Genomic DNA, 24,326 nt, shown 5'->3' on the forward strand with positions numbered 1-24,326 from the left:
TTTTAAAGAATTTAATTACCATTAGACTGTTGGCATGCGGGCTGCTTTAACCGTTCCTAGAAGAACAATGGAGGCCCGCCTCATGAACAGCACCCTTTTACTCTCGAACGCAATCGCTCTGGCGATTCTGCTGGGCTTTCATTTTGCCCCCGAAAGCGGTGGCGAGCCGGTTGCTCAACGCATACCTCATTACCTTCAGGTGCAAAGAACACCTCAATTGGCGGCAATGAGCGATCAGCGCAGCTTTATTAGCCAAGACGTGCGCCAGGAAGACATTCTGCTACCGGCTAAATCTTCAGAACGTTTGGTATTTTGAATCACCCCATCGGGAGCATCGCATGTCCAAATCAGCCGCAGGTTTTTTCATCCTCGCCTTACTGAGCGGCATTCTTCATCTGTCAGTGGTCCAGGATACAGTCGTCACCCTGCCTCTGATCGCCTGCGGCGTGTTCGGCGCCCTGTTTGTACTGGCGCTGATTGCCGGGCGCAAAATCAAGTTCGATCCGGTACTGCGTTGACCCTCAACAGGTCCAGCAGATTAACAACAGTAGTGGACAACTTACCTGAATTGTCGAGTCGATGGATCTGCGTGTAACCGATTGAATCCTCTGCCGCAAATAACCCATTGCGATGCAGCCTCGCTTCAATTTCAGCAAAACTTTCGCGACCACGGCGCAGCAGACGCTCTCGCAAGACTTCATCCTTGACCGTCAAAAGAATCGGCAATAGCGTTGGATACCGATGCAGCGCCTCAATCAAATGGCCGCGCGAACCGTTGACCAAGACATTCCGACCACCATTGAGCCATTGATCTATTTCAATCGGAACACCGTACTCCAGGCCATTGGCGCTCCAGCACAATGCGAATTCGCCCTCGACCCGGCGTTTCTCGAACTCTTCCCGGGAAACGCCAATTGCATCCTCGCCAACTGATTCGGCCGACCGCGTGATGACCCGACGGACCACTTCACAACTGAGCATCTGCAACGGCTTTCGAGCGGCTTCGATAAGGCTGTCCTTGCCGGACCCAGACGGTCCCATCAAGTAAATCAGCCTGCCATCCATCTTGAAATCACCTCCCACTGCATGTCTTCCCCTAGTAAATCGGCCAATTGCCACTATCCTGTACAAGTAAGGAACACTGATCGAATCTGCACAGCATGCACCTTCAGGCATCTCAGAACATCACCTGTCGGGCAAGAGGAGGCGGTCAGTAATACGGACCACGGCAATCATTTCAAACCAGTCCGCATTTCTGATGATTGGTGCTGGCATAAAGCCTTTATCCAGTTCAATATTTGTCACAGAATTGACGCCAACGAACTGGCTACTTTGAGGCATGATGCGAGCCTCTATCAATTCAGGTTGAACATTTGGCCAGAGCGCTTGTCCTAAGAGACATCCTGCGGCCAATCCCGAGAACCGCTCCCCTGAACTAACCGGTTAAATATATGCGCCCATTGAAACAGGCAATTTATTCCAGCCGTACGGCTGACAAGTTCGTCGTACGTCTGCCAGACGGAATGCGTGAACGCATTGCCGAGGTGGCTCGCAATCATCATCGCAGCATGAACTCCGAAATCATCGCGCGCCTCGAACAGAGCCTTATTCAGGAAGGCGCGCTGGGCGAAGAATTGAGCATGCGCCTGGACAGCCCGGAGCTGTCACTGCACGAACGCGAACTGCTGCAACGCTTCCGTCAACTCTCCCACCGTCAGCAGAACGCCCTTGTTTCGCTGATTGCGCATGATGCCGAAATGGCCGCAGACGCTTCCTGATCTCACCCGAAAGTTCAAGCCAGCTTAATCGCTGGCTTTTTTTTGCCTGAAATTCGAGCGTAAAAAAACCCGCCGATTGATTGGCAGGTTTTTTATGTTCGATAAATCAGAGCAGGAAGATCGTCGCCAACCCGAGAAAGATGAAGAACCCGCCACTGTCCGTCATGGCAGTGATCATCACACTGGCACCCATCGCAGGATCGCGCCCAAGCCGCGCCAGGGTCATGGGAATCAAAACTCCCATCAACGCCGCAAGCAACAGGTTAAGCGTCATGGCAGCTGTCATCACCACCCCCAGTGACCAACTGCCATACAGCAGATAGGCGACGACACCGATCACACCACCCCAGACCAGGCCATTGATCAGACCTACCGCCAATTCCTTGCGCATCAGACGCGAAGTATTACCGGTGCTGACCTGATCCAGCGCCATCGCCCGAACGATCATGGTGATCGTCTGGTTACCCGAGTTGCCACCGATACCCGCCACGATCGGCATCAGTGCCGCCAACGCCACCAACTTCTCGATGGAGCCTTCGAAAAGGCCGATCACCCGGGATGCGATGAATGCGGTGATCAGGTTAACTGCCAGCCAGGCCCAACGGTTACGCAGGGATTTCCAGACTGACGCAAAAATATCTTCCTCTTCGCGCAGACCCGCCATGTTGAGAACTTCGTTTTCGCTCTCTTCACGAATCAGGTCGACCATTTCATCGATGGTCAGACGGCCGATCAGCTTGCCGTTCTTGTCGACTACAGGCGCCGAGATCAAGTCGTAACGCTCGAACGCCTGAGCAGCGTCATAGGCGTCTTCGTCCGGGTGAAAACTCACCGGGTCACTGGCCATGACTTCAGAGACCTGCTTTTCCGGGTCGTTGACCAGCAAGCGCTTGATCGGCAATACGCCCTTGAGCACGCCGTCGTAATCGACCACAAACAGTTTGTCGGTGTGACCAGGCAACTCCTTGAGGCGCCGCAGGTAACGCAAAACTACTTCGAGGCTGACATCCTCACGGATCGTCACCATCTCGAAGTCCATCAATGCACCGACCTGCTCCTCGTCGTAAGACAACGCAGAGCGGACGCGCTCACGCTGCTGACCATCGAGGGTTTCCATCAGTTCGTGGACGACGTCTCGCGGCAGCTCGGAGGCCAGGTCAGCAAGTTCGTCGGCGTCCATGTCCTTGGCCGCAGCCAGGAGCTCGTGATCGTCCATGTCGGCGATCAGCGTTTCACGAACCGAATCGGATACTTCAAGCAGAATGTCGCCGTCGCGATCGGCCTTGACCAATTGCCAGAGCGTCAGACGATCGTCCAGCGGCAAGGCTTCAAGGATGTAGGCGACGTCGGCGGAGTGCAGATCATCGAGCTTGCGCTGCAACTCGACGAGGTTTTGCCGGTGAACCAGGTTCTCGACCCGGTCGTGATGCGGACCTTCCTGGCGGTGAGTCAGGTCTTCGACTACCCGCTGACGCTGCAGCAGCTCAACAACTTGAGCGAGGCGGTCCTGCAAGCTTTCCTGCGTTTTCTTTACTTCAACTTCAGACATAGGCGAACTCCACTCCCAGCAGCGGGGCACGCCGGAAGGATCAATCAGTCAATTCATGATTGGAAAAACGGGTTACTGAGTAACTACTGGGTAAGTCCATGGAGGTATTCCACAAGCCCCGGCGGGGCTGACGGGCGCAATGATACACCGCCCGACGGTTTTAAACGTTAAAAAATCGCGGCTGAAACAAGCGCTTGCAAGACAATCCTGAGCACCGCCCTGATCCATGAAACTGCGACGACTCATCCCGAAAAGAAAACACACCACAGCTGAAAAATGTAACGACTACTCTGGGGATTGGACCGTCATGGAGGACGTTTAATGCCATCGAATGCACATTACTTCTTATTGATCACCCTGCTCTGCCCTTCACCTTGGGCGCTTGCGACGACCGTTCACCGCTGCGAGGCTGCTGATGGGCGCATCACCTTCACCACGCTGAGCTGTACGTCCGGAGACAGCCTTTCGCTTCAGGACGTGCGCCCCTTCACACCGGGCAGCACAACCGCTCTCATGCCGGAAGCCGGAAGTCGCGAAACATCAGGTATGAAAATCAAAAGGAGAGATCCGACCGTCGTCGGCAAGATCGAGGACAAATGTGGAAACCTTATCAGTGCCAAGGAACGCCGCGAAGCGATCATCAATCAGCGGATTGTCGCCGGCATGAGCCAGCAGGATGTCGAGAGCGCCCTCGGCAAGCCAGACAAGATCAGTATTCGCAATTCAGCCACGAGCTACCGTTACGACACCCAGCGAGGTCGTAGCGCCCACATCGAGTTCGATGAGAGAGGATGCACCAAAGGAAAAGCCAAATCCCAGACGGCAAAAAGCCCGCGTTAAACGCGGGCTTTTTGGTGTTTGGTGCACTCGACAGGATTCGAACCTGTGACCGCTCGGTTCGTAGCCGAGTACTCTATCCAGCTGAGCTACGAGTGCATTTGTGTTTTTATACCAGATCACAACTGGTTGAAGCCAAGTCATTCACATTACTGCAGATGACTCTTAAATGGTGCACTCGACAGGATTCGAACCTGTGACCGCTCGGTTCGTAGCCGAGTACTCTATCCAGCTGAGCTACGAGTGCATTTGTTGCCGCGCATTATAGGCCGTCTAATCTCTATGTCAAACACTTTTTCTAGTAATTTCAAACACTTACCGAAGAAGCCAGATTACAACGTACTACGCAAATAATGGCGGAGAACGGGGGATTCGAACCCCCGACACCCTTTTGAGGTGTACTCCCTTAGCAGGGGAGCGCCTTCGGCCACTCGGCCAGCTCTCCGCAACACGGGGCGTATATTAACCAGCTTCTTCCCCGTTTGCAAACATAAAAAACGATAAAAATTAATGGCTTGGTTCTTCGTCCTTCTCTTTCTTTATACGCAGGTAAATTTCCTCACGGTGGACCGCAACCTCTTTCGGGGCGTTGACACCGATACGCACTTGATTTCCTTTGACGCCGAGCACGGTCACGGTGATTTCGCCATCACCAATAATCAGGCTTTCTGCGCACCGACGAGTCAGAATCAGCATACCTTTCTCCTCACGCATTTCATTTCAGGGACAACAGTCTGCAAAAAAAAGGCACTCGACCTACAACCGGAGCGATCGCAGCCCTACATGCCTGAGTATTGACCAGCGCGAGCAAAAGAACAGCCTCGGGTCGCGCCATTCAAAAAAACAAAGGGCGCGGTCAGACCGCGCCCTTCGGTTAACGCATCACTCGCCCTGTCGGGCCGGTGCGTCCAGTTCGAAAGCCGTGTGCAGCGCGCGCACAGCCAGTTCCAGGTACTTCTCTTCGATCACTACGGAGACTTTGATCTCCGAAGTAGAGATCATCTGGATGTTGATGCTTTCCTTGGCCAGGGATTCAAACATGCGGCTGGCCACGCCTGCGTGGGAGCGCATGCCAACACCGACGATCGACACCTTGGCAATCTTGATGTCGCCGACGACTTCACGGGCACCGATCTCGCGAGCAGTGTTTTCCAGCACGGTTTGGGCCGCCTGGAAGTCATTGCGATGCACGGTGAAGGTGAAATCGGTGGTGTTATCGTGCGCAACGTTCTGCACGATCATGTCGACTTCGATGTTCGCGGCGCTGATCGGGCCGAGAATCTTGAATGCAACGCCCGGGGTGTCTGGCACGCCACGGATGGTCAGCTTGGCTTCATCGCGGTTGAAAGCGATGCCGGAAATGATCGGCTGTTCCATGGTTTCCTCTTCATCAATAGTAATGAGGGTGCCCGGACCCTCCTTGAAGCTGTGCAGTACGCGCAGCGGAACGTTGTACTTGCCGGCGAATTCCACCGCGCGGATCTGCAACACCTTGGAACCGAGGCTGGCCATTTCCAGCATCTCTTCGAAGGTAATCTTGTCCAGGCGCTGAGCCACGGACACCACACGCGGGTCGGTGGTGTAGACGCCGTCGACATCGGTGTAGATCTGGCATTCATCAGCCTTCAGGGCTGCTGCCAGCGCCACGCCGGTGGTGTCGGAACCGCCACGACCAAGAGTGGTGATGTTGCCGTGCTCGTCGACGCCCTGGAAACCGGCGACAACGACCACACGACCAGCCTTCAGGTCGCCACGAATCTTCTGGTCATCAATCTGCAAGATACGCGCTTTGTTGTGCGCACTGTCCGTCAGAATCCGTACCTGGTTGCCGGTGTAGGACACCGCTGGCACGCCGCGCTTGATCAGCGCCATGGCCAACAGTGCAATCGTCACCTGCTCACCGGTGGAGACGATCACATCCAGCTCACGAGGAACCGGCTGGCCATCGCCACTGATTTGCTTGGCCAGATCGATCAGACGGTTGGTTTCGCCGCTCATTGCAGACAGCACAATCACCAGGTCATCGCCGGCTTCGCGGAATTTCTTAACCTTGTCGGCGACCTGCTCGATTCTCTCGACAGTGCCGACCGAGGTGCCTCCAAATTTCTGTACGATCAAAGCCATTTCAAAGCCGCCTCTGCCCATGAAGGGCGCCCAAATAATCACTCAAACAGCGTTTCGGCCCGCCACTAGACTGCGGGCCGGACATACTGCCTTATAAACCCTGCTCTACAAATGGAACAGTCAGGGCCAATGCCGCATCCAGTGCGCCAGCGTCAGTACCACCACCTTGCGCCATGTCTGGACGACCACCGCCCTTCCCGCCCACTGCCGCAGCGGCTTGCTTCATCAAATCACCGGCTTTGAGTTGGCCAGTCAGGTCTTTGGTTACGCCTGCAACCAGAACGACCTTTTCCTCATGGACACTGCCGAGCAGGATCACTGCGCGGCCGAGTTTGTTTTTCAGTTGATCGACCAGCGCCAGCAGCGCCTTGCCGTCCTGACCGTCCAGACGCACGGCCAGCACTTTCACGCCTTTGACATCCAGGGCAGAGGCCGACAGATCGTCGCCCGCCGCGCTGGCAGCCTTGGCCTGCAACTGCTCGAGTTGCTTCTCCAGCAGACGGTTGCGCTCCAGCACAGCCGACAGCTTGTCGATCAGGTTGTCGCGGCTACCCTTGACCAGGTTGGCCGCTTCCTTGAGTTGTTCTTCAGCAGCGTTCAAGTATGCCAGCGCCGCGGCGCCAGTGACTGCTTCGATACGACGTACGCCGGAGGCCACACCGCCTTCGCTGATAATCTTCAACAGGCCGATGTCGCCAGTCCGGTTGGCGTGGATACCGCCACACAGCTCGACGGAGAAATCACCGCCCATGCTCAGTACGCGCACGCTGTCGCCGTATTTTTCGCCGAACAGCGCCATGGCGCCCTTCTGCTTGGCGGTTTCGATATCGGTTTCTTCGGTTTCAACTTCGGAGTTCTTGCGAATCTCGGCGTTGACGATGTCTTCCAGCGCCTTCAACTGCTCAGGCTTGATGGCTTCGAAGTGGCTGAAGTCAAAGCGCAGGCGCTGACTGTCGACCAACGAGCCTTTCTGCTGAACGTGATCGCCCAGCACCTGACGCAATGCGGCGTGCAGCAAGTGAGTGGCGGAGTGGTTCAGCGAAGTTGCGTGACGCACGTCGGCATCGACATGAGTTTCCACCGGAGCGCCAACGATCAGGCTGCCCGAATCCAGCACACCGTGGTGCAGGAACGCACCGCCGGTCTTGGTGGTGTCGCGCACGTCGAAACGCGCAGCGCCAGCCTGGAGGAAGCCGCAATCACCAATCTGACCACCAGATTCGGCATAGAACGGGGTCTGATTGAGAACGACCACGCCCTCTTCGCCTTCGCTCAGCACGTCAACCGATTGCCCGTCTTTATAGAGAGCAACGATTTTGGCAGAACCGCTGTGAGCGGTGTAACCGGTGAACTCGGTGGCCACATCAACCTTGACCAGGCTGTTGTAGTCCATGCCAAAGGAGCTGGCGGAACGGGCACGGACGCGCTGGGCTTCCATTTCGCGCTCGAAGCCTTCTTCGTCGATGGTCAGGTTGCGTTCGCGAGCGATGTCGCCGGTCAGGTCCATCGGGAAACCGTAGGTGTCGTAGAGTTTGAACACTACGTCGCCCGGTACCACGTCACCTTTGAGATCAGCCAGATCCTGCTCGAGGATTTTCAGGCCCTGCTCCAGGGTCTTGGCGAATTGCTCTTCTTCGGCTTTCAGGACGCGCTCGATATGCGCCTGTTGGGATTTCAGCTCTGGGAACGCTTCGCCCATCTCGGCGACCAGGGCCGCAACGATCTGATAGAAGAAGCTGCCCTTGGCGCCCAGTTTGTTGCCGTGACGGCAGGCGCGACGAATGATCCGGCGCAGCACGTAGCCGCGGCCTTCGTTGGACGGCAGCACACCATCGGCAATCAGGAAACCGCACGAGCGAATGTGGTCGGCGACGACTTTCAGGGACGCCTGATTGTCGTTGGTGCAACCGATGGCCTTGGCCGATGCGATCAGCAAGCTCTGGAACAGGTCGATTTCATAGTTCGAGTGAACGTGCTGCAGCACGGCACTGATCCGCTCCAGGCCCATGCCGGTGTCGACCGACGGCGCTGGCAGCGGGTGCAACACGCCATCGGCGGTGCGGTTGAACTGCATGAACACGTTGTTCCAGATTTCGATGTAACGGTCGCCATCTTCTTCCGGCGAGCCCGGTGGGCCACCCCAAATGTCGGCGCCGTGATCGTAGAAAATCTCGGTGCAAGGACCGCACGGGCCGGTATCGCCCATGGTCCAGAAGTTGTCGGACGCGTAAGGCGCGCCTTTGTTGTCGCCGATACGAACCATGCGCTCGGCCGGAACGCCGATTTCCTTGGTCCAGATGTCGTAGGCCTCGTCATCGCTGGCATAGACGGTGACCCAGAGCTTTTCTTTGGGCAGGTTCAGCCATTTTTCGGAGGTCAGGAAGTTCCAGGCGTAGGTGATCGCGTCGCGCTTGAAGTAATCACCGAAGCTGAAGTTACCCAGCATTTCGAAGAAGGTGTGGTGACGGGCGGTATAACCGACGTTTTCCAGGTCGTTGTGCTTGCCGCCGGCGCGCACGCATTTCTGGCTGCTGACCGCGCGGGTGTACGCGCGCTTTTCCTGGCCCAGGAAGCAGTCCTTGAACTGGTTCATCCCCGCGTTAGTGAACAGCAGGGTTGGGTCGTTGCCCGGAATCAAAGAGCTGGAGGCTACACGGGTGTGGCCTTGCTCTTCGAAGAAGCGAAGGAAGGCTTCACGGATTTCTGCGCTTTTCATTAGGTTCTTCCACGGAGGCTGCGGCCAAAGGCCTGTGCGAAACGTCAACAGACGAAGCGACGGCAAAGGGCCGCATTATATCGGCCCTGCGCGCGGGGTACAGCGTGTTTATACGATAGAAATGGTCAATTGGACCGCTAACGCTATCAGTTGCGCGAAAACTCGACGAATGTCGCGACGACCTGCTCGATTTGAGCGCTACTGACGTCCATGTGCGTGACCATGCGCAAACGTCCGGCAGCGCTCAGCCTGATCCCGCGTTCGGCGGCAAACGCCTTGATGGCCTCGGCCTTGTTGCCCATCTGCACGTAAACCATGTTGGTCTGCACCGGCTCGACCTCGTAACCCGCCGCTCGTAAGCCTTCAGCCAGCAACTGCGCATTGGCGTGGTCATCAGCCAGACGCTGAACATTGTTATCCAGCGCGTACAAACCTGCCGCCGCCAGTATCCCGGCCTGACGCATGCCGCCGCCGACCATCTTGCGCAGGCGTCGCGCCTTGGCGATCAATTCGACCGAGCCGCACAGCACCGAACCGACCGGCGCGCCCAGGCCTTTGGACAGGCAGACCGAGACCGAATCGAAGTGCTGGGTAATTTCCCGGGCATCGACATCCAATTTGACCGCCGCGTTGTACAGCCGCGCGCCGTCCAGGTGCAGTTGCAACCCATGCTCGTGAGTAAAGCTTCGAGCCCGCGCCAGAAACTCCAACGGCAAAACCTTGCCCTGCATGGTGTTTTCCAGCGCCAGCAAACGGGTGCGGGCGAAGTGGAAGTCGTCCGGTTTGATCGCGGCCGCTACCTGGGCCAGGTCCAGCGAGCCGTCGGCCTGCACTTCCAGCGGTTGCGGCTGAATCGAACCGAGTACGGCCGCGCCGCCACCTTCGTATTTATAGGTGTGTGCCTGCTGACCGACGATGTACTCGTCACCGCGTTCGCAGTGGGCCATCAAGCCCAGCAGATTGCTCATGGTGCCGGTCGGAACGAACAGCGCCGCAGCAAAACCCAACTGGCTCGCAAGCTCGGCTTCCAGTCGATTGACCGTCGGATCTTCACCGTAAACGTCGTCACCGGTGGCCGCGCTGGCCATCGCGTCGAGCATCCCGGCGGACGGTTGGGTGACGGTGTCGCTGCGAAGATCGATAACACTCATGAATCTGGCCTCGGTAAGCAGGGAAAATCCCTTTCAAGTAGGAATTACTGCGGCCATGCCGACGAATAATCAACCCTTGGGTAGGAAAAGGCTTCCTGAACCGACGGAAAAGTCGATAGCAATCATCAGATAGCAGCAATGCACAGGTGAGAAATATGTGTTAAAAACGCTTCGCCGCCAAACAATCTGGCGGCAAAACGTTCTCAGGGCGGGGTGCAACTCCCCACCGGCGGTAATTGCGCGCAATGCGCATAGCCCGCGAGCGCTTGGCGACAGGCACGGCAATGGCTGTGATGGCGGCAAGGTCAGCAGACCCGGTGTGATCCCGGGGCCGACGGTCATAGTCCGGATGAAGAGAGAACGGGATTGGCGCCGCCTAGGCTCTATACCAAAGCGCCGTCCGCAGGCAGTTGTGCCTGCGTGCCATTAAATCCCATTCGATTCATATGCCCTGTTTTTTACATAAACAGGAGTCAGAACATGCAACCCACCGCAATCGATAGCAAAAGCAAAAACCATCAGGGCGAGCGCGTTGCGTTCATCCAGGCCTGCTGGCACAAAGAAATCGTCGATCAGAGCCGTAAGGGCTTTGTGGCCGAAATGATTGCTCAGGGTTATCAGGAATCGGAGATCGATTTCTTCGAAGTCGGCGGCGCCTTTGAAATTCCGCTGCACGCCAAGCTGCTGGCCAAGTCCGGTCGTTATGCCGGCATCGTCGCCGCGGGTCTGGTCGTTGACGGCGGCATCTATCGCCACGAATTCGTCGCCCAGTCGGTGATCAGCGGCTTGATGCAAGTTCAGCTGGAAACCGAAGTGCCGGTGTTCTCCGTAGTTTTGACCCCGCACCACTTCCATGCCGGCGAAGAACATCAGAAGTTTTTCTTCGAGCATTTCGTGCACAAAGGCCAGGAAGCGGCCAAGACATGCGCGGATACGCTGCACAAGATGCGCGCGTTGCGTCGTAGCGAGCCGCGTGCGGTAGCAGTGTAAACACCGATAAACCTGTGGGAGTGAGCCTGCTCGCGATAGCGGTGTATCAGTCAACGCCCTTGTTGACTGATACACCGCTATCGCGAGCAGGCTCACTCCCACATGGGTTTTATGTCGAGCCTGATATCGCGGTCAGGCGAGGTTTTCGTCGGTGGTTGGCACAACCAAGATGCCGGCGCGCAGGCCGTTCTTGACCCTAGGGTTAGGGAAGATGATGCGGGCCCCCTCCTCCTCAATGACCCACCGGGTCTGGGCGATGTCTTCGGCCAGCAGGTAACCCACTTCCAACTCTGAAAAGTTCTCGATGTCCGCTGGCAGGTTCAAGCGGAAGCTATCGCTGTGCTTGATGATTTCTCGCGCCACGCTAAACAGCTGCAAACCGTCCAGCGCCTCTTCGGTCTGGGCCGGCTCGTTGCCTTCGATAATCTGTTTGAGGCGGGTTTCCAGCAGGTCGACGTTGACCCCGTCGTTCTGCCCGAATGGCCGCGCCTTGCCCAGTTCAAGGGTAAAAGCCTCGGCACCGAGTTTGTCGTAAGTGTAGGAGCTGAAAACGATGGATGGCTTGTTTTGCAGCAGCACCGCTTCCATGCCGGCAGCCCGCAGACGCGCCAGTTCCAGGCGCGAATGCTGACGACCTTCTTTCCAGGGGTACAGCGCGAACTGTTCGATTTTCGAGCCACGAATGGCCGTGTGCAGGTCGTAGTGCAAACGGTTGCGATCCGGCAGACTGAAGAAACTCGCCGCCAGCCGCTCCAGTTCACACGCGCGCAGGGCTTCGGAGCCGCTGCTTTGTTCGTGACGGCCGTTGAACAGCCGATTGACGTCCTGCTCGACGAAACGCTCGCCTTTGCGAATCGCTTCCGGGTTGCCGAACAGGAACAGAATACGTGCGCGGGGCTTGAGATCGCCGCGGGCAATATCGTGCAACAGGCGATCGAGCAACTCGATCGGCGCTGTTTCATTGCCATGGATGCCGGCCGACAGCAGCAGGTCCAGGCCGTTGTCGCGGGCTTCAGGTGGCCGGACTTCCAGCGCACCTTCGCTCAACCAGCGCATACGCACGCCTTCGACAGTCAGTTGAGTCTTCTCCGCCGGTTCGCGGCCGGCGAGGGTCAGTTCAAGTAATTTGCCGAGGGCGAGCATAGAGCGGTTTCCTTAGTGGTCGTGCTGGCAATCCGGGCCGTGCACGTGGTCTTCGTCACCGACTTCAGCCGGCTCCATTTCCAGTTGCAGACTTACCAGATTAGTCGCCAATGGGCGTAGCAGCAGGTTTGCGTATTCGGCGTCACCTTCTTCCACATCCACGCCGATCAGCAGTTGGCCGCGGCCGTCTTGCTGAATCCACAGCTCTTTGCCTTGCCACATGACCGCGACGCGGGTGCAGGAGGTTTCCAGTTGCGTGCCGTCGGTGTCTTCAAGGATCAGCTGCAGGGTATCGCTCATGTTTTTTTACGCTCTCAACGTTCAATTGATCTGGAATGGATAAACCGCGCCCAGTTTAAGGATTTGCGTCAGTTCATCCAGTGCCGTCCGGCACTCAAGCAGCAACTGCGGGTCCGCGAGATCGTTTTCGGTCATGCGGTCGCGGTAGTGCTTGTCGACCCACTCGGTCAGCGTGCCGTACAACGGTGCCGTCATGATAACCCCTGGGTTGACGGCCGCCAGTTCGGTTTCGTTGAGCGCGACGCGCAGTCGCAGGCAAGCCGGGCCGCCGCCGTTCTGCATGCTTTGCTTCAAATCGAACACTTTCACTTCGCGGATCAGGCCACCGGAGCTGGTCAAACCTTGCAGGTACTGCCAGACACGCTCGTTGCCACGGCACTCTTCCGGCACGATCAACAGCATCGAGCCATCAGGACGCGACAGCAGTTGGCTATTGAACAGGTAGGAACGAACGGCGTCTTCCACGGTTACCGCGGAGCGCGGTACGCAGACCGATTGAAATTTCCCACCGACTTTGGCGAGTTTGCTCTGCAATTCGGCCAGCATCTGCTCGGTGTCGAGGAACGCGTCCTCGTGATAGAACAGCACCTCGCCATTACCCACCGCGATCACATCGTTGTGGAATACGCCCTGATCGATCACCGAAGGGTTCTGCTGAGCGTAGACCACGCCGTCATCGCTCAAGCCGTGCAAGCGGGCAACCGCCTGGGAGGCTTCGAGGGTCTGGCGGGCCGGGTATTTTTGCGGTGCCGGGTAACGAGTGTCGAACGCGCTACGACCGAACACGAAGAACTCGACGCCCGCCTCGCCGTATTCACGGCAGAAACGGGTGTGGTTGGCTGCCCCTTCGTCCCCGAACTGCGCCACGGCTGGCAATGCAGCGTGGTGCGCGAAGTGTTTCTGGTCAGCGAACATCGCCGCCAGCACGCGACTGGTGGTCGGGTGTTCGATGCTGCGGTGATATTTGCAGTTCAGGTTGGCCGCGGTGAAATGCACACGGCCATCCGCGGTGTCGGCGCTCGGGCTGACAGTGGCGGCGTTGGCCACCCACATGCTCGACGCCGAGCAACTGGCCACCAGCAACGGCATCGCATCTTTAGCCGCCTGTTCGATCACCTGAGCGTCGGTGCCGCTGAAACCCAGACGACGCAGGGCTGCTACATCCGGGCGCTCCTGTGGTGCCAGCACGCCCTGTTGAAAGCCCATTTCCATCAGCGATTTCATCTTCGCCAGGCCTTGCAGCGCGGCTTCCTTCGGGTTCGAAGACTGCTGGCTGTTGCTCTGGGACGCGACGTTGCCGTAGGACAAACCGCCGTAGTTATGGGTCGGCCCCACTAGACCGTCAAAATTGACTTCATAGGATTTCATCAGCGAGGCTCCACGAGAATCTGTTGTTATGGCTTCAGTAACTATTCAGTAAGACCGCGGCGCGGCCATCGCCAGCAGGCTGGCTCCCACAGGTTCGGTGGGGTTCACACATTTTGTGTGTGACCCAATCACTGTGGGAGCCAGCTTGCTGGCGATGGCGCATCACGCCATTTTCACGCCAGGCGTAAGGGTCGCAGGCATTACCAGGCTCGGGGTTTCCAGCGAGGCGACCGGGTACGCGCAGTAATCTGCCGCGTAGTAGGCGCTGGCGCGGTGGTTGCCCGAGGCGCCGACACCGCCGAATGGCGCGCTGCTCGCAGCACCGGTCAGCTGTTTGTTCCAGTTGACGATGCCCGCACGGCTTTCCAGCCAGAACTGCTGATAACGCGCTTCGGAGTCCGATAGCAGACCGGCCGCCAGGCCATAGTCGGTGTCGTTGGCTTCAACGATCGCCGCTTCAAAATCAGCGTAGCGGATCACTTGCAGCAGCGGACCGAACAGCTCTTCGTCCGGGCGATCGGCAACCGCCGTTACGTCCAGAATGCCCGGGGTCAGCAAGGCTGCCTGGGCCTGGGGCTGAGTCATTTCCAACAGCGGTACGGCGCCGTTGGCCAGAAGATGTTCTTGCGCATCCATCAACGCTTTCGCAGCGCCGAGGGAAATCACCGAGCCCATGAACGGCGCCGGTTGCTGATCGAACGCACCGACTTCAATCGTCGAGCTGACCGCCACCAGACGCGCCAGCAACGTATCGCCCCAAGCGCCTTGCGGCACCAGCAAACGACGGGCACAGGTGCAACGCTGACCGGCGGAGATGAATGCCGACTGAATGATGGTGTAAACGGCGGCATCGAGGTCTGCGACCTGATCAACGATCAGCGGGTTGTTACCGCCCATTTCCAGCGCGAGGATCTTGTCCGGGCGACCGGCAAACTGCTGGTGCAGATGATTGCCCGTGCGGCTCGAACCGGTGAAGAACAAGCCGTCGATGCCCGGGTTCGCCGCCAGGGCGATACCGGTTTCACGGGCGCCTTGCAGCAGGTTCAACACGCCTGCCGGCAGACCGGCTTCGATCCAGCACTTGACCGTCAGCTCAGCGACTTTCGGCGTCAGCTCGCTGGGTTTGAACAGCACGCTGTTACCGGCCAGCAGCGCAGGCACGATGTGACCGTTCGGCAGGTGACCTGGGAAGTTGTAAGGCCCGAACACCGCGACCACGCCGTGTGGTTTGTGGCGCAACACGGCGGTGGCGTCGCCCAGCGGGCCGCTCTTCTCGCCGGTACGTTCGCGGTAGCTCTGCACCGAGATCGCAATCTTGTTGACCATGCTGGTGACTTCGGTCGCCGCTTCCCACAACGGTTTGCCGGTTTCCTCACCGATGGTGCGAGCCAGTTCGTCAGCATTGTTCTTCAGCGCGGCGGCAAAGGCCTCCAGCACGCTGATGCGTTCGTCCAGGGTACGTCGGGCCCAGCTCGGGAATGCCTGGCGCGCGGCTTGCACGGCCGATTCAACCTGAGCAGTGGTGGCGCCTTCGCCGGCCCACAGCACCTGTTGGGTTACCGGGTTCAGCGACTGAAAGGCTTCACCCTGGCCGGCCAGCCATTCACCTGCGATGTATAGCGAATTCATTATTTCGACTCCCTGGCAGCGGACAACGGAACGGCGCGCACTTGATCGCCGGCGTTGAGTTGAAGACGTTTGGCGGTCAGGGGATCGACCACCAGCGTACCGGCGGCGAAACGTGCAGGAGCAGCAGTGATCCGGCAGTCTTCGCGCTTGCGGTTGTGAATCAGGAACGGCGTGGCGTCATCACCCGGCGTGCCGATGGCCAGCACCAGCGCCTGGCTGTCGCGAACTGCGCGGATCTTGCCGGTTTCGCACTCCACCGCAGGACCGGCGTCGAAGATGTCGACGTAGCCTTGATAGCTGAAACCTTCGCTTTTGAGCATGGCCAACGCCGGCTCGGTGTCTGGATGGACCTGCCCGATCACGTTGCGCGCATCTTCCGAGAGGAAGCAGGTGTACAGGGGGAATTTCGGCATCAGTTCGGCGATGAACGCCTTGTTGCCCACGCCAGTCAGGTAGTCAGCCTGGCTGAATTCCATCTTGAAGAAGTGCCGACCCAGGCTTTCCCAGAACGGCGAACGCCCCGCTTCGTCGGACATGCCGCGCATCTCGGCGATGATCTTGTTGCCGAACAATTGCGGGAACTCGGCGATGAACAACATCCGCGCCTTGGCCAGCATGCGGCCGTTGAGGCCCGTGCGGTAGTCGGCGTGCAGGAACAGCGAGCACAGCTCGGAGTTACCGGTCAGGTCGTTGGCCAGGAACAGTGTCGGGATTTCGCGGTAGATGTTCAGCTCTTGCGAAGCGCTGACGGTCAGGCCGACCCGGAAGTTGTACCAAGGCTCACGCAGGCCGACGGCGCCAGCGATGGCGGAAATACCCACCACTCGCCCGTCATCATCTTCGAGCACGAACAGGTAATCCGCATCGCCCCGCCCGGCTTCGCCGCGAAAGGTCTTCTCGGCCCAACCGACCCGATGGGCCAGACGCTCTTCGTTGGCCGGCAAGGTGGTCAAGCCGGTGCCGGTGCTGCGGGCCAGGTCGATCAGAGCGGGTAAATCGCTGCTGCGTACGGGACGAACGATCATGCTATCTCCTCAAACGGGCCGCTTGCGCCACCCGTGAAACTCGCTGCTTTTACTAAGCATTCTTCAAAGCAGGCGTTAAACCGCCACCAGGCGCACGCTGGCACCTTCACCGACGCCCAAGGCTTCGGCCGCTTCAAGGTCCAGGGTCACGGGCTTGCCCGGCGCGTAATCGAGCTCAAGCAAAACGGCGCGATAATCCTGCAACTGGGCGTTGGCCACCAGGTACTGACGACCGACACCTTTGACCGGTTCGCCGATTTTCACCGGGACTACCCGGCTCTGGGCGATCGAACGGATCCCCGAGACACGGGCGTGCAAGGTCGGCCCGCCGTCGAAAATGTCGATGTAGTGATCGGTCTCGAAGCCTTCACGCATCAGGATGTCGAAGGTGATCTGCGCCCGTGGGTGCACCTGGCCCATCGCCTCTTGAGCAGAGTCCGGCAGCAGCGGCACGTAGATCGGGTAATGCGGCATCAATTCGGCCAGGAACGTCCGGCTCTTCAGACCGCACAGACGCTCTGCTTCGGCGTAGTTGAGGTCGAAGAAGTTGCGACCGATGGCATCCCAGAACGGCGAATCGCCGTTTTCATCGCTGTAACCGACGATCTCGGTCACCACGGAATCGGCAAAACGCTCCGGATGGCTGGCAACGAACAGCAAGCGCCCCCGGGAGTTGAGTTCCGACCAGGCCGAACCCACCAGTTCCGGCAGTACGTAGAAACTGGTCAGCAAGCTGTTGCCGGTCAGGTCGTGGCACTGGGAGAGGACGTGGATCTTGTTATGAATCTTCAGCTCGCGAGAGGCGTGCACAAAGGTTTCATTACGGAAGCTGTAGAACGGCTCGGAATAACCGGCCGACGCAACGATGGCCGAGCAACCCACCAGTTTGCCAGTGGCGGTGTCTTCGAGGACGAAGAAATAGCTCTCTTCACCGTTGAAACTCACTTCGGCGGCAAACGAGGCTTCGCTTGCCGCGATCTTGTCGCTCAGGCGTTCAACGTCATCCGGCAAGGAAGTGACACCAATCGGGCTGTCCGCAGCCAGACGCTGTACCTCGCCCAGATCAGCCATTTGCGCGGGGCGCATCACCAGCATGGTGTCACTCCTTAATCTCAGAACTTACAGAAGAAAAAAACCCGGGCCATCCCTGAAACAACTCAGAGTCAACTGTGGGAGCTAGCCTGCTAGCGATATCGTCCTGTCAGGCAACAATGATGTTGGCTATCAGGCCCTCATCGCTAGCAGGCTAGCTCCCACACATTTGATCCAGCCCGAAACAAAAATCTGGATCGACGCCTGAAAATGTCAGGCGTCAAAGGGTCTATCAGGCTTGCGTCAGTTTCGCCGCGGCGCGTTCGAAACGGTCCAGACCGTCATCGATATCAGCGTCTTCAACCACCAGGCTTGGCGCGAAACGAACCACGTCCGGGCCGGCCTGCAGAATCATCAGGCCTTCTTTCTCAGCGGCGTTGAAGATGTCCTTGGCCTTGCCTTTCCAGGCATCGTTCAGCACGCAACCGATCAATAGGCCCATGCCACGGACCTGGGTGAACAGGCCGTACTTCTCGCCGATCTGTTCCAGGCGCGCCTTGAACTTGTCGTGCTTGGCGTTGACGCCGGCCAGCACTTCAGGAGTGTTAACCACGTCGATCACGGCTTCCGCGACAGCGCACGCCAGCGGGTTGCCGCCGTAGGTGGTGCCGTGGGTGCCGACGACCAGGTGTTTGGCCAGGTCTTCGGTGGTCAGCATTGCCGCGATCGGGAAACCGCCACCCAGACTCTTGGCGGTGGTCAGGATGTCCGGAATCACGCCGTATTGCTGATAGGCGAACAGCTTGCCCGTGCGGCCCATACCGGTTTGCACTTCATCGAATACCAGCAGCGCTTTGTGCGCGTCGCACAGATCACGGGCACCTTGCAGGTACTTGAGTTCGGCTGGAATGACGCCGCTCTCGCCTTGAATCGGTTCGAGCACCACGGCACAAGTCTTGTCGGAAATGGCAGCTTTAAGCGCGGCCAGATCGTTGTACGGCACGTGGGTGATACCGGTGATCTTCGGACCGAAACCGTCGGAATACTTCGACTGACCGCCGACATTCACGGTGAACAGGGTACGACCGTGGAAGCTGTTGAGCGCAGCGATGATTTCGTACTTCTCGCTACCGAAACGATCGAAACCGACGCGACGGGCCAGCTTGAAAGCGGCCTCGTTGGCTTCGGCGCCGGAGTTGCAGAAGAACGCGCGCTCGGCAAATGTGGCGTTGATCAGCTTATGGGCCAGACGCAAGGCCGGCTCATTGGTGAACACGTTGGACACGTGCCACAGCTTGTTCGCCTGCTCGGTCAAGGCACCGACCAGCACCGGGTGCGCATGGCCCAATACGTTAACGGCAATCCCGCCGGCGAAGTCGATCAGCTCGCGGCCAGACTGGTCCCAGACGCGGGAACCGGCACCACGCACAGGGATGAATGCGGCAGGCGCGTAGTTGGGAACCATTACCTGGTCGAAATCGGCGCGTTGTACCGCAGCGTGCTCAACGGACATCGGAGTCTCCTGATGAGGAACACTCGCCTGAAACTGGCGAGCGATGAGGGGGATTGTAAGGACAGTTTTCAGCCCGGCCTTGCCGCCAAGCGACAACTTCTTATAGCGCAAACCCCGGTTTCAGCCGGGTTTACGGCAATGCGACATATAGCGTCGCAAAGGCGCAGTTTAAACTGCCGGCACAGGTTATAGGCAGGGTTGTCGAGCGGTGCGGTAAATATGTACCGCACGGAACCGATCATCGTCTGTTTTGCTGGCGGCTCATTCAAAACGCTAAGGGAATAGCGCATGAGCCGATACGAGAACGATCGTCTTTCCACTACGGGAAACAGCGAATCCGCTACGCAACCGGACGATCACTACCATCACCTGTTCAACAACCTGCCAGCCTGGGTATTAGAAGCATCGTCCAGTACACACAGCGCCCTCAAGAACGCCACGTCTATGAGCCAGGACTGGATTGGCACCGCAACACCGTTGCAGCACCAGTCGCTGAAAAAGCTCAGCCATGAACACTGGACCCATCGAAATCGTCTGGACTCAATGCTGTCGAACCTGCAAAGCGCACAAGCCTTTGCCGAACCGCTGCTGAGCGACGCCCTGAAAACCCGGTTTGACTTGGATCTGGACGTCAAAACCACCTTCCTGCGCCTGTACATCCCTCAAACCGTGCCGCTTCTCGGAATCAAGACTGGCGCGGCGCGCACCTGGACTGTGTCGATGCTCGACGCCGTCCTGCATAACTTTCAGGAATCGGAAACTGCGGCAGGGGCTTACGAACCGGCCTCGACGTTTATCACCCAACCTTCGCCCACAGGGCAGTTCGATACGCTGCCGGCGATCAAGCAAAAGCTCACTATCCCGGCCTTTACCCGGTTATGCCGGGAACTGGATATCGGCGCCCGGTACACCGCTTACCTCAAGGACAATCTGGGGCTGTCCAACCCTGTAGCGGGCGCGGTAATGAAATCAAAGGTGATCGGCTCGCACAAAACAGCACTCAAAACTGCGCTGCAGATAGCGCAAATCCGAAAGGACATCCCAGCGGATGCCTATCTCTCGATCCAGCGCATTCTGGAAGGGCGTTCGGGTGCTCGACTGGGTGGGCAGCCGCTGTATGGTCACGACCTGACAATGATGTCCTCCTCGCTGACCGGTATTGTCATTTTCGCGGCGAGCCTGGAGCGCGCACGCTCGGCAACACGGATCATCGCCTACATTCCCGATGATCCAGAGCATCCTCTCAAGGAATATCCAGACACATTGGCGTTCATGGCCGAACTGACCCGCAAACTGCACTCGCCCGCTTATCAAACGTTTTTCAGTCGCTTCGTCGACCACAAGGAAAGAGGACACTTTTTCGCGGACCTTAACCGTCGCCTCCAGAGCGTGACCTGGCATCAACACCGATATGGCGACCCACTGCCGAGCTGGCGCGAAACGCCCATCGACAAGTCTGATTTGCGATTTTCGGCGATCCCGTTCAGAGCGGATCTGTGGAACCATCTCTATCAGCGACAGCTCAACAAGATCCTCAACGATGCAAGCACAATCGCCGTCTCCACCGCCTCTGTAGACAGTGACGCGCGCTGGGCCTTGTGGAATACCTTGAGCAAAGTCGCCTCGACGATCCTTGAAATCGCGACGTTCGTTGCCTTGCCTTTCGTCCCGTTTCTCGGCGAATTGATGCTCGGCTACATGGCCTACCAGTTACTCGACGAAACCTTCGAAGGCATAGTCGACCTGGCTGAAGGGCTGAAAAAAGAAGCGCTCGGGCATCTGGTGACGTTCGTCGAAACGGTGGTTCAGGTGGGGACATTTGCAGTGGGCGGCGCCATCGCTACCCGGACCCTCAGCCCTCTGCTCTCTCGTGAAGCCATTGCCCTTGTCGACCCACTCAAACCCGTCACAACACCCGACGGAAAAACCCGTTACTGGAAGCCGGATCTCAAGCCTTACGAACAAGCACTCGTTTTGCCGGAAGGCGTAAAACCCGATCATCTCGGCCTCTATCAAAACGAAGGCAAGACGCTGCTGCCACTGGAGGGAAAACTGTATGCCGTGAAGCCCGACCGCGTGTCAGGCACGTTTCAGATTGAGCATCCGAACCGAACTGATGCTTATCAGCCACCTCTGCGGCATAACAACCACGGCGCCTGGCATACAGAACTGGAGCAACCGCTGAATTGGGACCGGGAAAAGGTCATGCGCCGCCTCGGCCATAACGTCGAGTCGTTCACCAATGCCGAGCGCGAACGGATCCTGAGGGTCAGCGGTTACCACGACGACGTCATGCGCGAAATGCATGTCGAACATTATCGTCCGCCTTCGCTGCTGACAGACACGATCAAGCGCTTCAGGATCAATCGGGACATCGAAACCTTTATCGAACAGATCAGCAGCGACCAACCCGAGCGCTATCGCAAGGCCGATGTAACCCTGCAACATCAACTGCTGAGCAGCTACGACTCGTGGCCCGTCGACACGCCAATGCCTGCACCGCAAAACCAAACGCAAGCCTTCAGAAAACAAACGGCCGAACTCGCCCGAAAGCACCACCAATCGCTGTTCGAGACCCGCTACCGCGCACAGGAAAAAACCGATGATCGGCACGTTCAGCGATTGCTCGACGATGTGAAGGGTTTGCCGACCGATGTCGCGCAAGAGTTGGTGAGCAATGCAACCGGGACCGAGTTACGCCTACTGCACAACGGTCGCACGCCCCCGCGGCTGAAGGAGGCAGCTCTGAAAGCCATGGAGGCCGTACGCGCAACCCGAGCCTGCGAAGGCCTTTATTCCGACGTTCTGGACAACACCGACACCCACCGACTGGCCTTGCAAAGCCTGAATTCACTGCCCGGTTTTCCCGCCGAACTGCGGATTGAAGTGAGGGATTACACCTATTACGGACTTGTGCGCGACAGCATTGGCCTGGCCGATGCGCCGATCCTGAAAACGCTGGTGCGCGCCGAAGACGGCACCTATCAGGTTTATCAAGACAGCGAATCGGTGCCCGGTGATTTTTATCAGGGTCTTTTTCAGGCGTTGTCACAGGCGCAGCGCAATGCGTTGAGCCCATCGATCACAAATGCCCTGGCACTCAAACTGCGCATCGCCGAACACGCATCAAACCAACCGGCACTTCGCAAGCTGTTCGCGAAAAATCCCAATCGAAAACCGTTCTATGATCCGACGACCATGCGCTTGCCTGGCGGCTCCGATGGATACCGGCGCATGCCCTCCCCGACGTCATCGCTCAACGAGCGTGTTCGCGAGGTTTACCCCAGCCTTACCGAGGAGGAACTCCGGTCTGTCGTTCAGCAGTTGCAAACGCATCCAGATGGCGCTCGCATAGAGATCTCACGTCTGGCCCGCGAGCTCTCGCGACTGCATCAGGAATTGAACACCTGGATAACTGACTCGCCCACTGTCCACCCGCAAACCCGAGCTCCGCTGAGCGAACTGGAACGACAGGCCGCTCGACACAATCGCAGACTGCTGGCTCAGGAAATCCAGCGCAGCTGGCGTCGACAATCAGAACGGGACCTCGATGGCCCGAATGACACGCCGCGTTATGCGCTCAGATTTGCCGAGCCGATTCTTGGTGATCTACCCACGCTGACGGCCGATTTCTCCCACGTGTCGTCGCTAACCCTTGAAGGCAGTCGTGCTGTGCAGGGTGTCCCCGAGTTTCTTCAGCGTTTCACCAATTTGCGCCGACTCGATTTAAAACGCTTTTCCCTGACCACCCTCCCAGAGGCCATTCCTCAGATGGCTAACCTGGATGCATTGGTGTTAAGCGACTGCGCAATCAGGTTCGATGCAGACAATTGGGCGAAACTGTCTTCATTGAACAAACTGGTCAAGCTGGACCTGTACCAGAACCCGTTCACTATGGTGCCCAGTGTCGAATCCATGCCTGAGCTTGTTTACCTGGACCTGAGCCGTACCGGCCTGACCGGCATTCCCGACAGCGTAGTTCGCCACCCCAAACTTGATACCGCCAAGCTGCTACACAACAAGATCAGTGAGCTGCCTGCGCAATTGTTCGAAAGCCCGGTGTACACCAAGCGCGCAATACACCTGACGCACAATCCGCTTTCGGATAACGCCCGACAACTGATCAAGCATCACTACTTCAGCAGCTCATACGATTTGGGCATCTATGCCCCAGAGGCGGACATCAACCGAGTCAGGGCGCTGTACCCGAACCTGGAGGTCGAACAGGCGAGCGAGTTTGTCTATGAATTGGCCGGCACTCTGGCTGACGGTCGGATCGAGCTGACACACCTTGAAGCGGAGTTGGCTCAACTGAGCAACGACCTGGCGGCATGGACTTCCGACCTTCCGGCCCAACACCCGTTGACGGGTGAACCGTTCACCGCTCAACAACAGCTTGTCGAACATATGAACCGCGACCAGTTCAAACAGACGCTGGAGCAGTGCTGGCGGCATGAAAGCGAAGTGGATGATTTCAATGAGGCGTTGGAGCCCACCTATGAACTCTTTTTCGAGTCCGACATTAACGGCGAGCTGCCGACCCTGAACGCCGACTTCAGTCATGTGACATCGCTGGAGTTGCGCAGCGTCGACGGAGTGACCCGCATCGGGCATTTTCTGGAGTCGTTCACCCACCTCAAAAGCCTGCGACTGCGCGACTGTAATCTGGGCAACATTCCCGATGCGGTGTTCAAGATGGGTCAACTGCGGTCGCTGTCACTTCCGGAGTGCCGCGTCAGACTGTCAGCGGAATCAGCCAGTGCGCTGGCGGGTATGGAACAGCTCGATTATCTCGATCTGGCCCACAACCCCCTGGGGCAAACGCCAGACCTGAGCCAGATGACGGAGCTCGCTACCGTACTGCTGAATGACACCGGCATCACCGAAATACCGCCCGGCCTGCTGCAAATGGCAGAACTGGACTGGGCCGACCTCAGTGGCAACGCCATTACCGAAGTCCCCAGCGACGTGATGGAACTGCCGGCGGAAGTCGCTGAAAACATCAGTTTTCGAGGTAATCGATTCTCCGAAGAGAGCCTGGTACGGCTGATCGGTTACTTCGAACGGACGGGCATAGACTTTGGTGTGGAAGAAGTGATCAATCGAGGAGAAATGGAGGTCTCGACGTCTGAAGGCTCGGAAACAGAGGAGTAAACCAGCCTCGGCAGGTG

The 24,326-nt window shown here is 58.0% G+C and carries 20 protein-coding genes, 3 tRNA genes and 1 riboswitch; of the genes, 6 read left to right on the forward strand and 17 right to left on the reverse strand.

From position 1 onward, the window contains the following. Positions 1-82 precede the first annotated feature (82 nt). Positions 83-316 (forward strand): hypothetical protein, encoded by a 234-nt coding sequence (locus tag BLW70_RS26930; RefSeq protein ID WP_074879198.1) that lies wholly within the window; start codon positions 83-85, stop codon positions 314-316. 22 nt (positions 317-338) lie between these two features. After that, positions 339-518 (forward strand): PA3371 family protein, encoded by a 180-nt coding sequence (locus tag BLW70_RS26935; RefSeq protein WP_074879199.1) that lies wholly within the window; start codon positions 339-341, stop codon positions 516-518. Here the strand turns inward: BLW70_RS26935 and phnN are convergent. Next, entirely contained in the window at positions 493-1,065 is a 573-nt protein-coding gene (gene phnN, locus BLW70_RS26940; RefSeq protein WP_074879201.1) for a phosphonate metabolism protein/1,5-bisphosphokinase (PRPP-forming) PhnN, read from the reverse strand. The two genes, BLW70_RS26935 and phnN, sit on opposite strands and share 26 nt — an antisense overlap. Positions 1,066-1,185: 120 nt before the next feature. Continuing rightward, positions 1,186-1,341, reverse strand: coding sequence for a hypothetical protein (locus tag BLW70_RS30870; RefSeq protein WP_162842865.1), 156 nt, complete (start codon positions 1,339-1,341; stop codon positions 1,186-1,188). Between the two features lie 110 nt (positions 1,342-1,451). On the opposite strand from BLW70_RS30870, the gene BLW70_RS26945 reads away from it, so the two are divergent. Next, positions 1,452-1,778 (forward strand): Arc family DNA-binding protein, encoded by a 327-nt coding sequence (locus BLW70_RS26945; protein WP_003178899.1) that lies wholly within the window; start codon positions 1,452-1,454, stop codon positions 1,776-1,778. A gap of 106 nt (positions 1,779-1,884) precedes the next feature. Here the strand turns inward: BLW70_RS26945 and mgtE are convergent, their stop codons facing one another. Then, positions 1,885-3,327 (reverse strand): magnesium transporter, encoded by a 1,443-nt coding sequence (gene mgtE, locus BLW70_RS26950; protein WP_010457218.1) that lies wholly within the window; start codon positions 3,325-3,327, stop codon positions 1,885-1,887. Positions 3,328-3,648: 321 nt separating this feature from the next. On the opposite strand from mgtE, the gene BLW70_RS26955 reads away from it, so the two are divergent. Next, complete coding sequence (locus BLW70_RS26955) at positions 3,649-4,167, forward strand: cell envelope protein SmpA (protein ID WP_074879203.1); 519 nt, start codon at positions 3,649-3,651, stop codon at positions 4,165-4,167. A 19-nt stretch (positions 4,168-4,186) separates the two neighbouring features. Here BLW70_RS26955 and BLW70_RS26960 read toward each other — a convergent pair. The 7 genes from BLW70_RS26960 to ltaE all read right to left on the reverse strand — a co-directional run bounded on the left by BLW70_RS26960 (position 4,187) and on the right by ltaE (position 10,155). Continuing rightward, positions 4,187-4,263, reverse strand: a tRNA-Arg gene (locus tag BLW70_RS26960). A gap of 71 nt (positions 4,264-4,334) precedes the next feature. After that, a tRNA-Arg gene (locus BLW70_RS26965) sits at positions 4,335-4,411 on the reverse strand. 107 nt (positions 4,412-4,518) lie between these two features. Then, a tRNA-Ser gene (locus tag BLW70_RS26970) sits at positions 4,519-4,609 on the reverse strand. Between the two features lie 62 nt (positions 4,610-4,671). Further along, the gene (csrA, locus tag BLW70_RS26975; protein WP_002554426.1) at positions 4,672-4,860 is read right to left on the reverse strand and encodes a carbon storage regulator CsrA; all 189 of its coding nucleotides are present in this window, start codon (positions 4,858-4,860) and stop codon (positions 4,672-4,674) included. Between the two features lie 186 nt (positions 4,861-5,046). Then, positions 5,047-6,288, reverse strand: coding sequence for an aspartate kinase (locus tag BLW70_RS26980; RefSeq protein WP_074879205.1), 1,242 nt, complete (start codon positions 6,286-6,288; stop codon positions 5,047-5,049). Between the two features lie 91 nt (positions 6,289-6,379). Continuing rightward, positions 6,380-9,004: an alanine--tRNA ligase gene (gene alaS / locus BLW70_RS26985; RefSeq protein ID WP_074879207.1), complete on the reverse strand. Its 2,625-nt coding sequence runs from the start codon at positions 9,002-9,004 to the stop codon at positions 6,380-6,382. A gap of 146 nt (positions 9,005-9,150) precedes the next feature. Further along, the gene (gene ltaE, locus BLW70_RS26990; RefSeq protein WP_074879208.1) at positions 9,151-10,155 is read right to left on the reverse strand and encodes a low-specificity L-threonine aldolase; all 1,005 of its coding nucleotides are present in this window, start codon (positions 10,153-10,155) and stop codon (positions 9,151-9,153) included. A 195-nt stretch (positions 10,156-10,350) separates the two neighbouring features. Further along, positions 10,351-10,521, forward strand: a riboswitch (FMN riboswitch). Positions 10,522-10,635: 114 nt separating this feature from the next. Between ltaE and BLW70_RS26995 the strand changes: the two genes are divergently transcribed. Further along, positions 10,636-11,145, forward strand: a complete 510-nt coding sequence (locus BLW70_RS26995; protein ID WP_007943897.1) for a 6,7-dimethyl-8-ribityllumazine synthase — start codon at positions 10,636-10,638, stop codon at positions 11,143-11,145. Between the two features lie 132 nt (positions 11,146-11,277). Here the strand turns inward: BLW70_RS26995 and astE are convergent, their stop codons facing one another. From astE to BLW70_RS27030, 7 genes are all read right to left on the reverse strand, one after another. Next, positions 11,278-12,288, reverse strand: coding sequence for a succinylglutamate desuccinylase (gene astE / locus BLW70_RS27000; protein ID WP_074879210.1), 1,011 nt, complete (start codon positions 12,286-12,288; stop codon positions 11,278-11,280). Positions 12,289-12,300: 12 nt separating this feature from the next. Next, positions 12,301-12,588, reverse strand: coding sequence for a topoisomerase II (locus BLW70_RS27005; protein WP_074879212.1), 288 nt, complete (start codon positions 12,586-12,588; stop codon positions 12,301-12,303). A 21-nt stretch (positions 12,589-12,609) separates the two neighbouring features. Then, positions 12,610-13,956, reverse strand: coding sequence for an N-succinylarginine dihydrolase (astB, locus tag BLW70_RS27010; RefSeq protein WP_074879214.1), 1,347 nt, complete (start codon positions 13,954-13,956; stop codon positions 12,610-12,612). Positions 13,957-14,118: 162 nt separating this feature from the next. Then, positions 14,119-15,588 carry a succinylglutamate-semialdehyde dehydrogenase gene (astD, locus tag BLW70_RS27015; RefSeq protein WP_162842876.1) on the reverse strand — a complete coding sequence of 490 codons (1,470 nt, stop codon included), beginning with the start codon at positions 15,586-15,588 and terminating at the stop codon, positions 14,119-14,121. Beyond that, the gene (gene astA, locus BLW70_RS27020) at positions 15,585-16,610 is read right to left on the reverse strand and encodes an arginine N-succinyltransferase (RefSeq protein ID WP_008154313.1); all 1,026 of its coding nucleotides are present in this window, start codon (positions 16,608-16,610) and stop codon (positions 15,585-15,587) included. The genes astD and astA overlap by 4 nt, the downstream gene beginning before the upstream one ends. 75 nt (positions 16,611-16,685) lie before the next feature. Further along, positions 16,686-17,705, reverse strand: a complete 1,020-nt coding sequence (aruF, locus tag BLW70_RS27025; protein WP_074879219.1) for an arginine/ornithine succinyltransferase subunit alpha — start codon at positions 17,703-17,705, stop codon at positions 16,686-16,688. A 229-nt stretch (positions 17,706-17,934) separates the two neighbouring features. Next, positions 17,935-19,155 carry an aspartate aminotransferase family protein gene (locus BLW70_RS27030; protein ID WP_074879221.1) on the reverse strand — a complete coding sequence of 407 codons (1,221 nt, stop codon included), beginning with the start codon at positions 19,153-19,155 and terminating at the stop codon, positions 17,935-17,937. A gap of 288 nt (positions 19,156-19,443) precedes the next feature. Between BLW70_RS27030 and BLW70_RS27035 the strand changes: the two genes are divergently transcribed. Further along, positions 19,444-24,309: a dermonecrotic toxin domain-containing protein gene (locus BLW70_RS27035; protein ID WP_074879224.1), complete on the forward strand. Its 4,866-nt coding sequence runs from the start codon at positions 19,444-19,446 to the stop codon at positions 24,307-24,309. Positions 24,310-24,326: the final 17 nt, after the last annotated feature.

Origin of the sequence: Pseudomonas frederiksbergensis (assembly GCF_900105495.1) — a bacterium.
In the GTDB taxonomy this organism is placed as follows: Bacteria; Pseudomonadota; Gammaproteobacteria; order Pseudomonadales; family Pseudomonadaceae; genus Aquipseudomonas; species Aquipseudomonas frederiksbergensis.

Bases quoted from the DNA above. Each gene is read 5' to 3' on its own strand.
- alaS (WP_074879207.1), bottom strand. From the start codon at position 9,004: ATGAAAAGCGCAGAAATCCGTGAAGCCTTCCTTCGCTTCTTCGAAGAG.
- BLW70_RS27035 (WP_074879224.1), top strand. From the start codon at position 19,444: ATGAGCCGATACGAGAACGATCGTCTTTCCACTACGGGAAACAGCGAA.
- astB (WP_074879214.1), bottom strand. From the start codon at position 13,956: ATGAAATCCTATGAAGTCAATTTTGACGGTCTAGTGGGGCCGACCCAT.
- BLW70_RS26995 (WP_007943897.1), top strand. From the start codon at position 10,636: ATGCAACCCACCGCAATCGATAGCAAAAGCAAAAACCATCAGGGCGAG.
- astE (WP_074879210.1), bottom strand. From the start codon at position 12,288: ATGCTCGCCCTCGGCAAATTACTTGAACTGACCCTCGCCGGCCGCGAA.
- astA (WP_008154313.1), bottom strand. From the start codon at position 16,610: ATGATCGTTCGTCCCGTACGCAGCAGCGATTTACCCGCTCTGATCGAC.
- BLW70_RS26945 (WP_003178899.1), top strand. From the start codon at position 1,452: ATGCGCCCATTGAAACAGGCAATTTATTCCAGCCGTACGGCTGACAAG.
- BLW70_RS26935 (WP_074879199.1), top strand. From the start codon at position 339: ATGTCCAAATCAGCCGCAGGTTTTTTCATCCTCGCCTTACTGAGCGGC.
- ltaE (WP_074879208.1), bottom strand. From the start codon at position 10,155: ATGAGTGTTATCGATCTTCGCAGCGACACCGTCACCCAACCGTCCGCC.
- phnN (WP_074879201.1), bottom strand. From the start codon at position 1,065: ATGGATGGCAGGCTGATTTACTTGATGGGACCGTCTGGGTCCGGCAAG.
- BLW70_RS26980 (WP_074879205.1), bottom strand. From the start codon at position 6,288: ATGGCTTTGATCGTACAGAAATTTGGAGGCACCTCGGTCGGCACTGTC.
- aruF (WP_074879219.1), bottom strand. From the start codon at position 17,705: ATGCTGGTGATGCGCCCCGCGCAAATGGCTGATCTGGGCGAGGTACAG.
- mgtE (WP_010457218.1), bottom strand. From the start codon at position 3,327: ATGTCTGAAGTTGAAGTAAAGAAAACGCAGGAAAGCTTGCAGGACCGC.
- BLW70_RS26955 (WP_074879203.1), top strand. From the start codon at position 3,649: ATGCCATCGAATGCACATTACTTCTTATTGATCACCCTGCTCTGCCCT.
- csrA (WP_002554426.1), bottom strand. From the start codon at position 4,860: ATGCTGATTCTGACTCGTCGGTGCGCAGAAAGCCTGATTATTGGTGAT.
- BLW70_RS27030 (WP_074879221.1), bottom strand. From the start codon at position 19,155: ATGTCCGTTGAGCACGCTGCGGTACAACGCGCCGATTTCGACCAGGTA.
- BLW70_RS26930 (WP_074879198.1), top strand. From the start codon at position 83: ATGAACAGCACCCTTTTACTCTCGAACGCAATCGCTCTGGCGATTCTG.
- BLW70_RS30870 (WP_162842865.1), bottom strand. From the start codon at position 1,341: ATGCCTCAAAGTAGCCAGTTCGTTGGCGTCAATTCTGTGACAAATATT.
- BLW70_RS27005 (WP_074879212.1), bottom strand. From the start codon at position 12,588: ATGAGCGATACCCTGCAGCTGATCCTTGAAGACACCGACGGCACGCAA.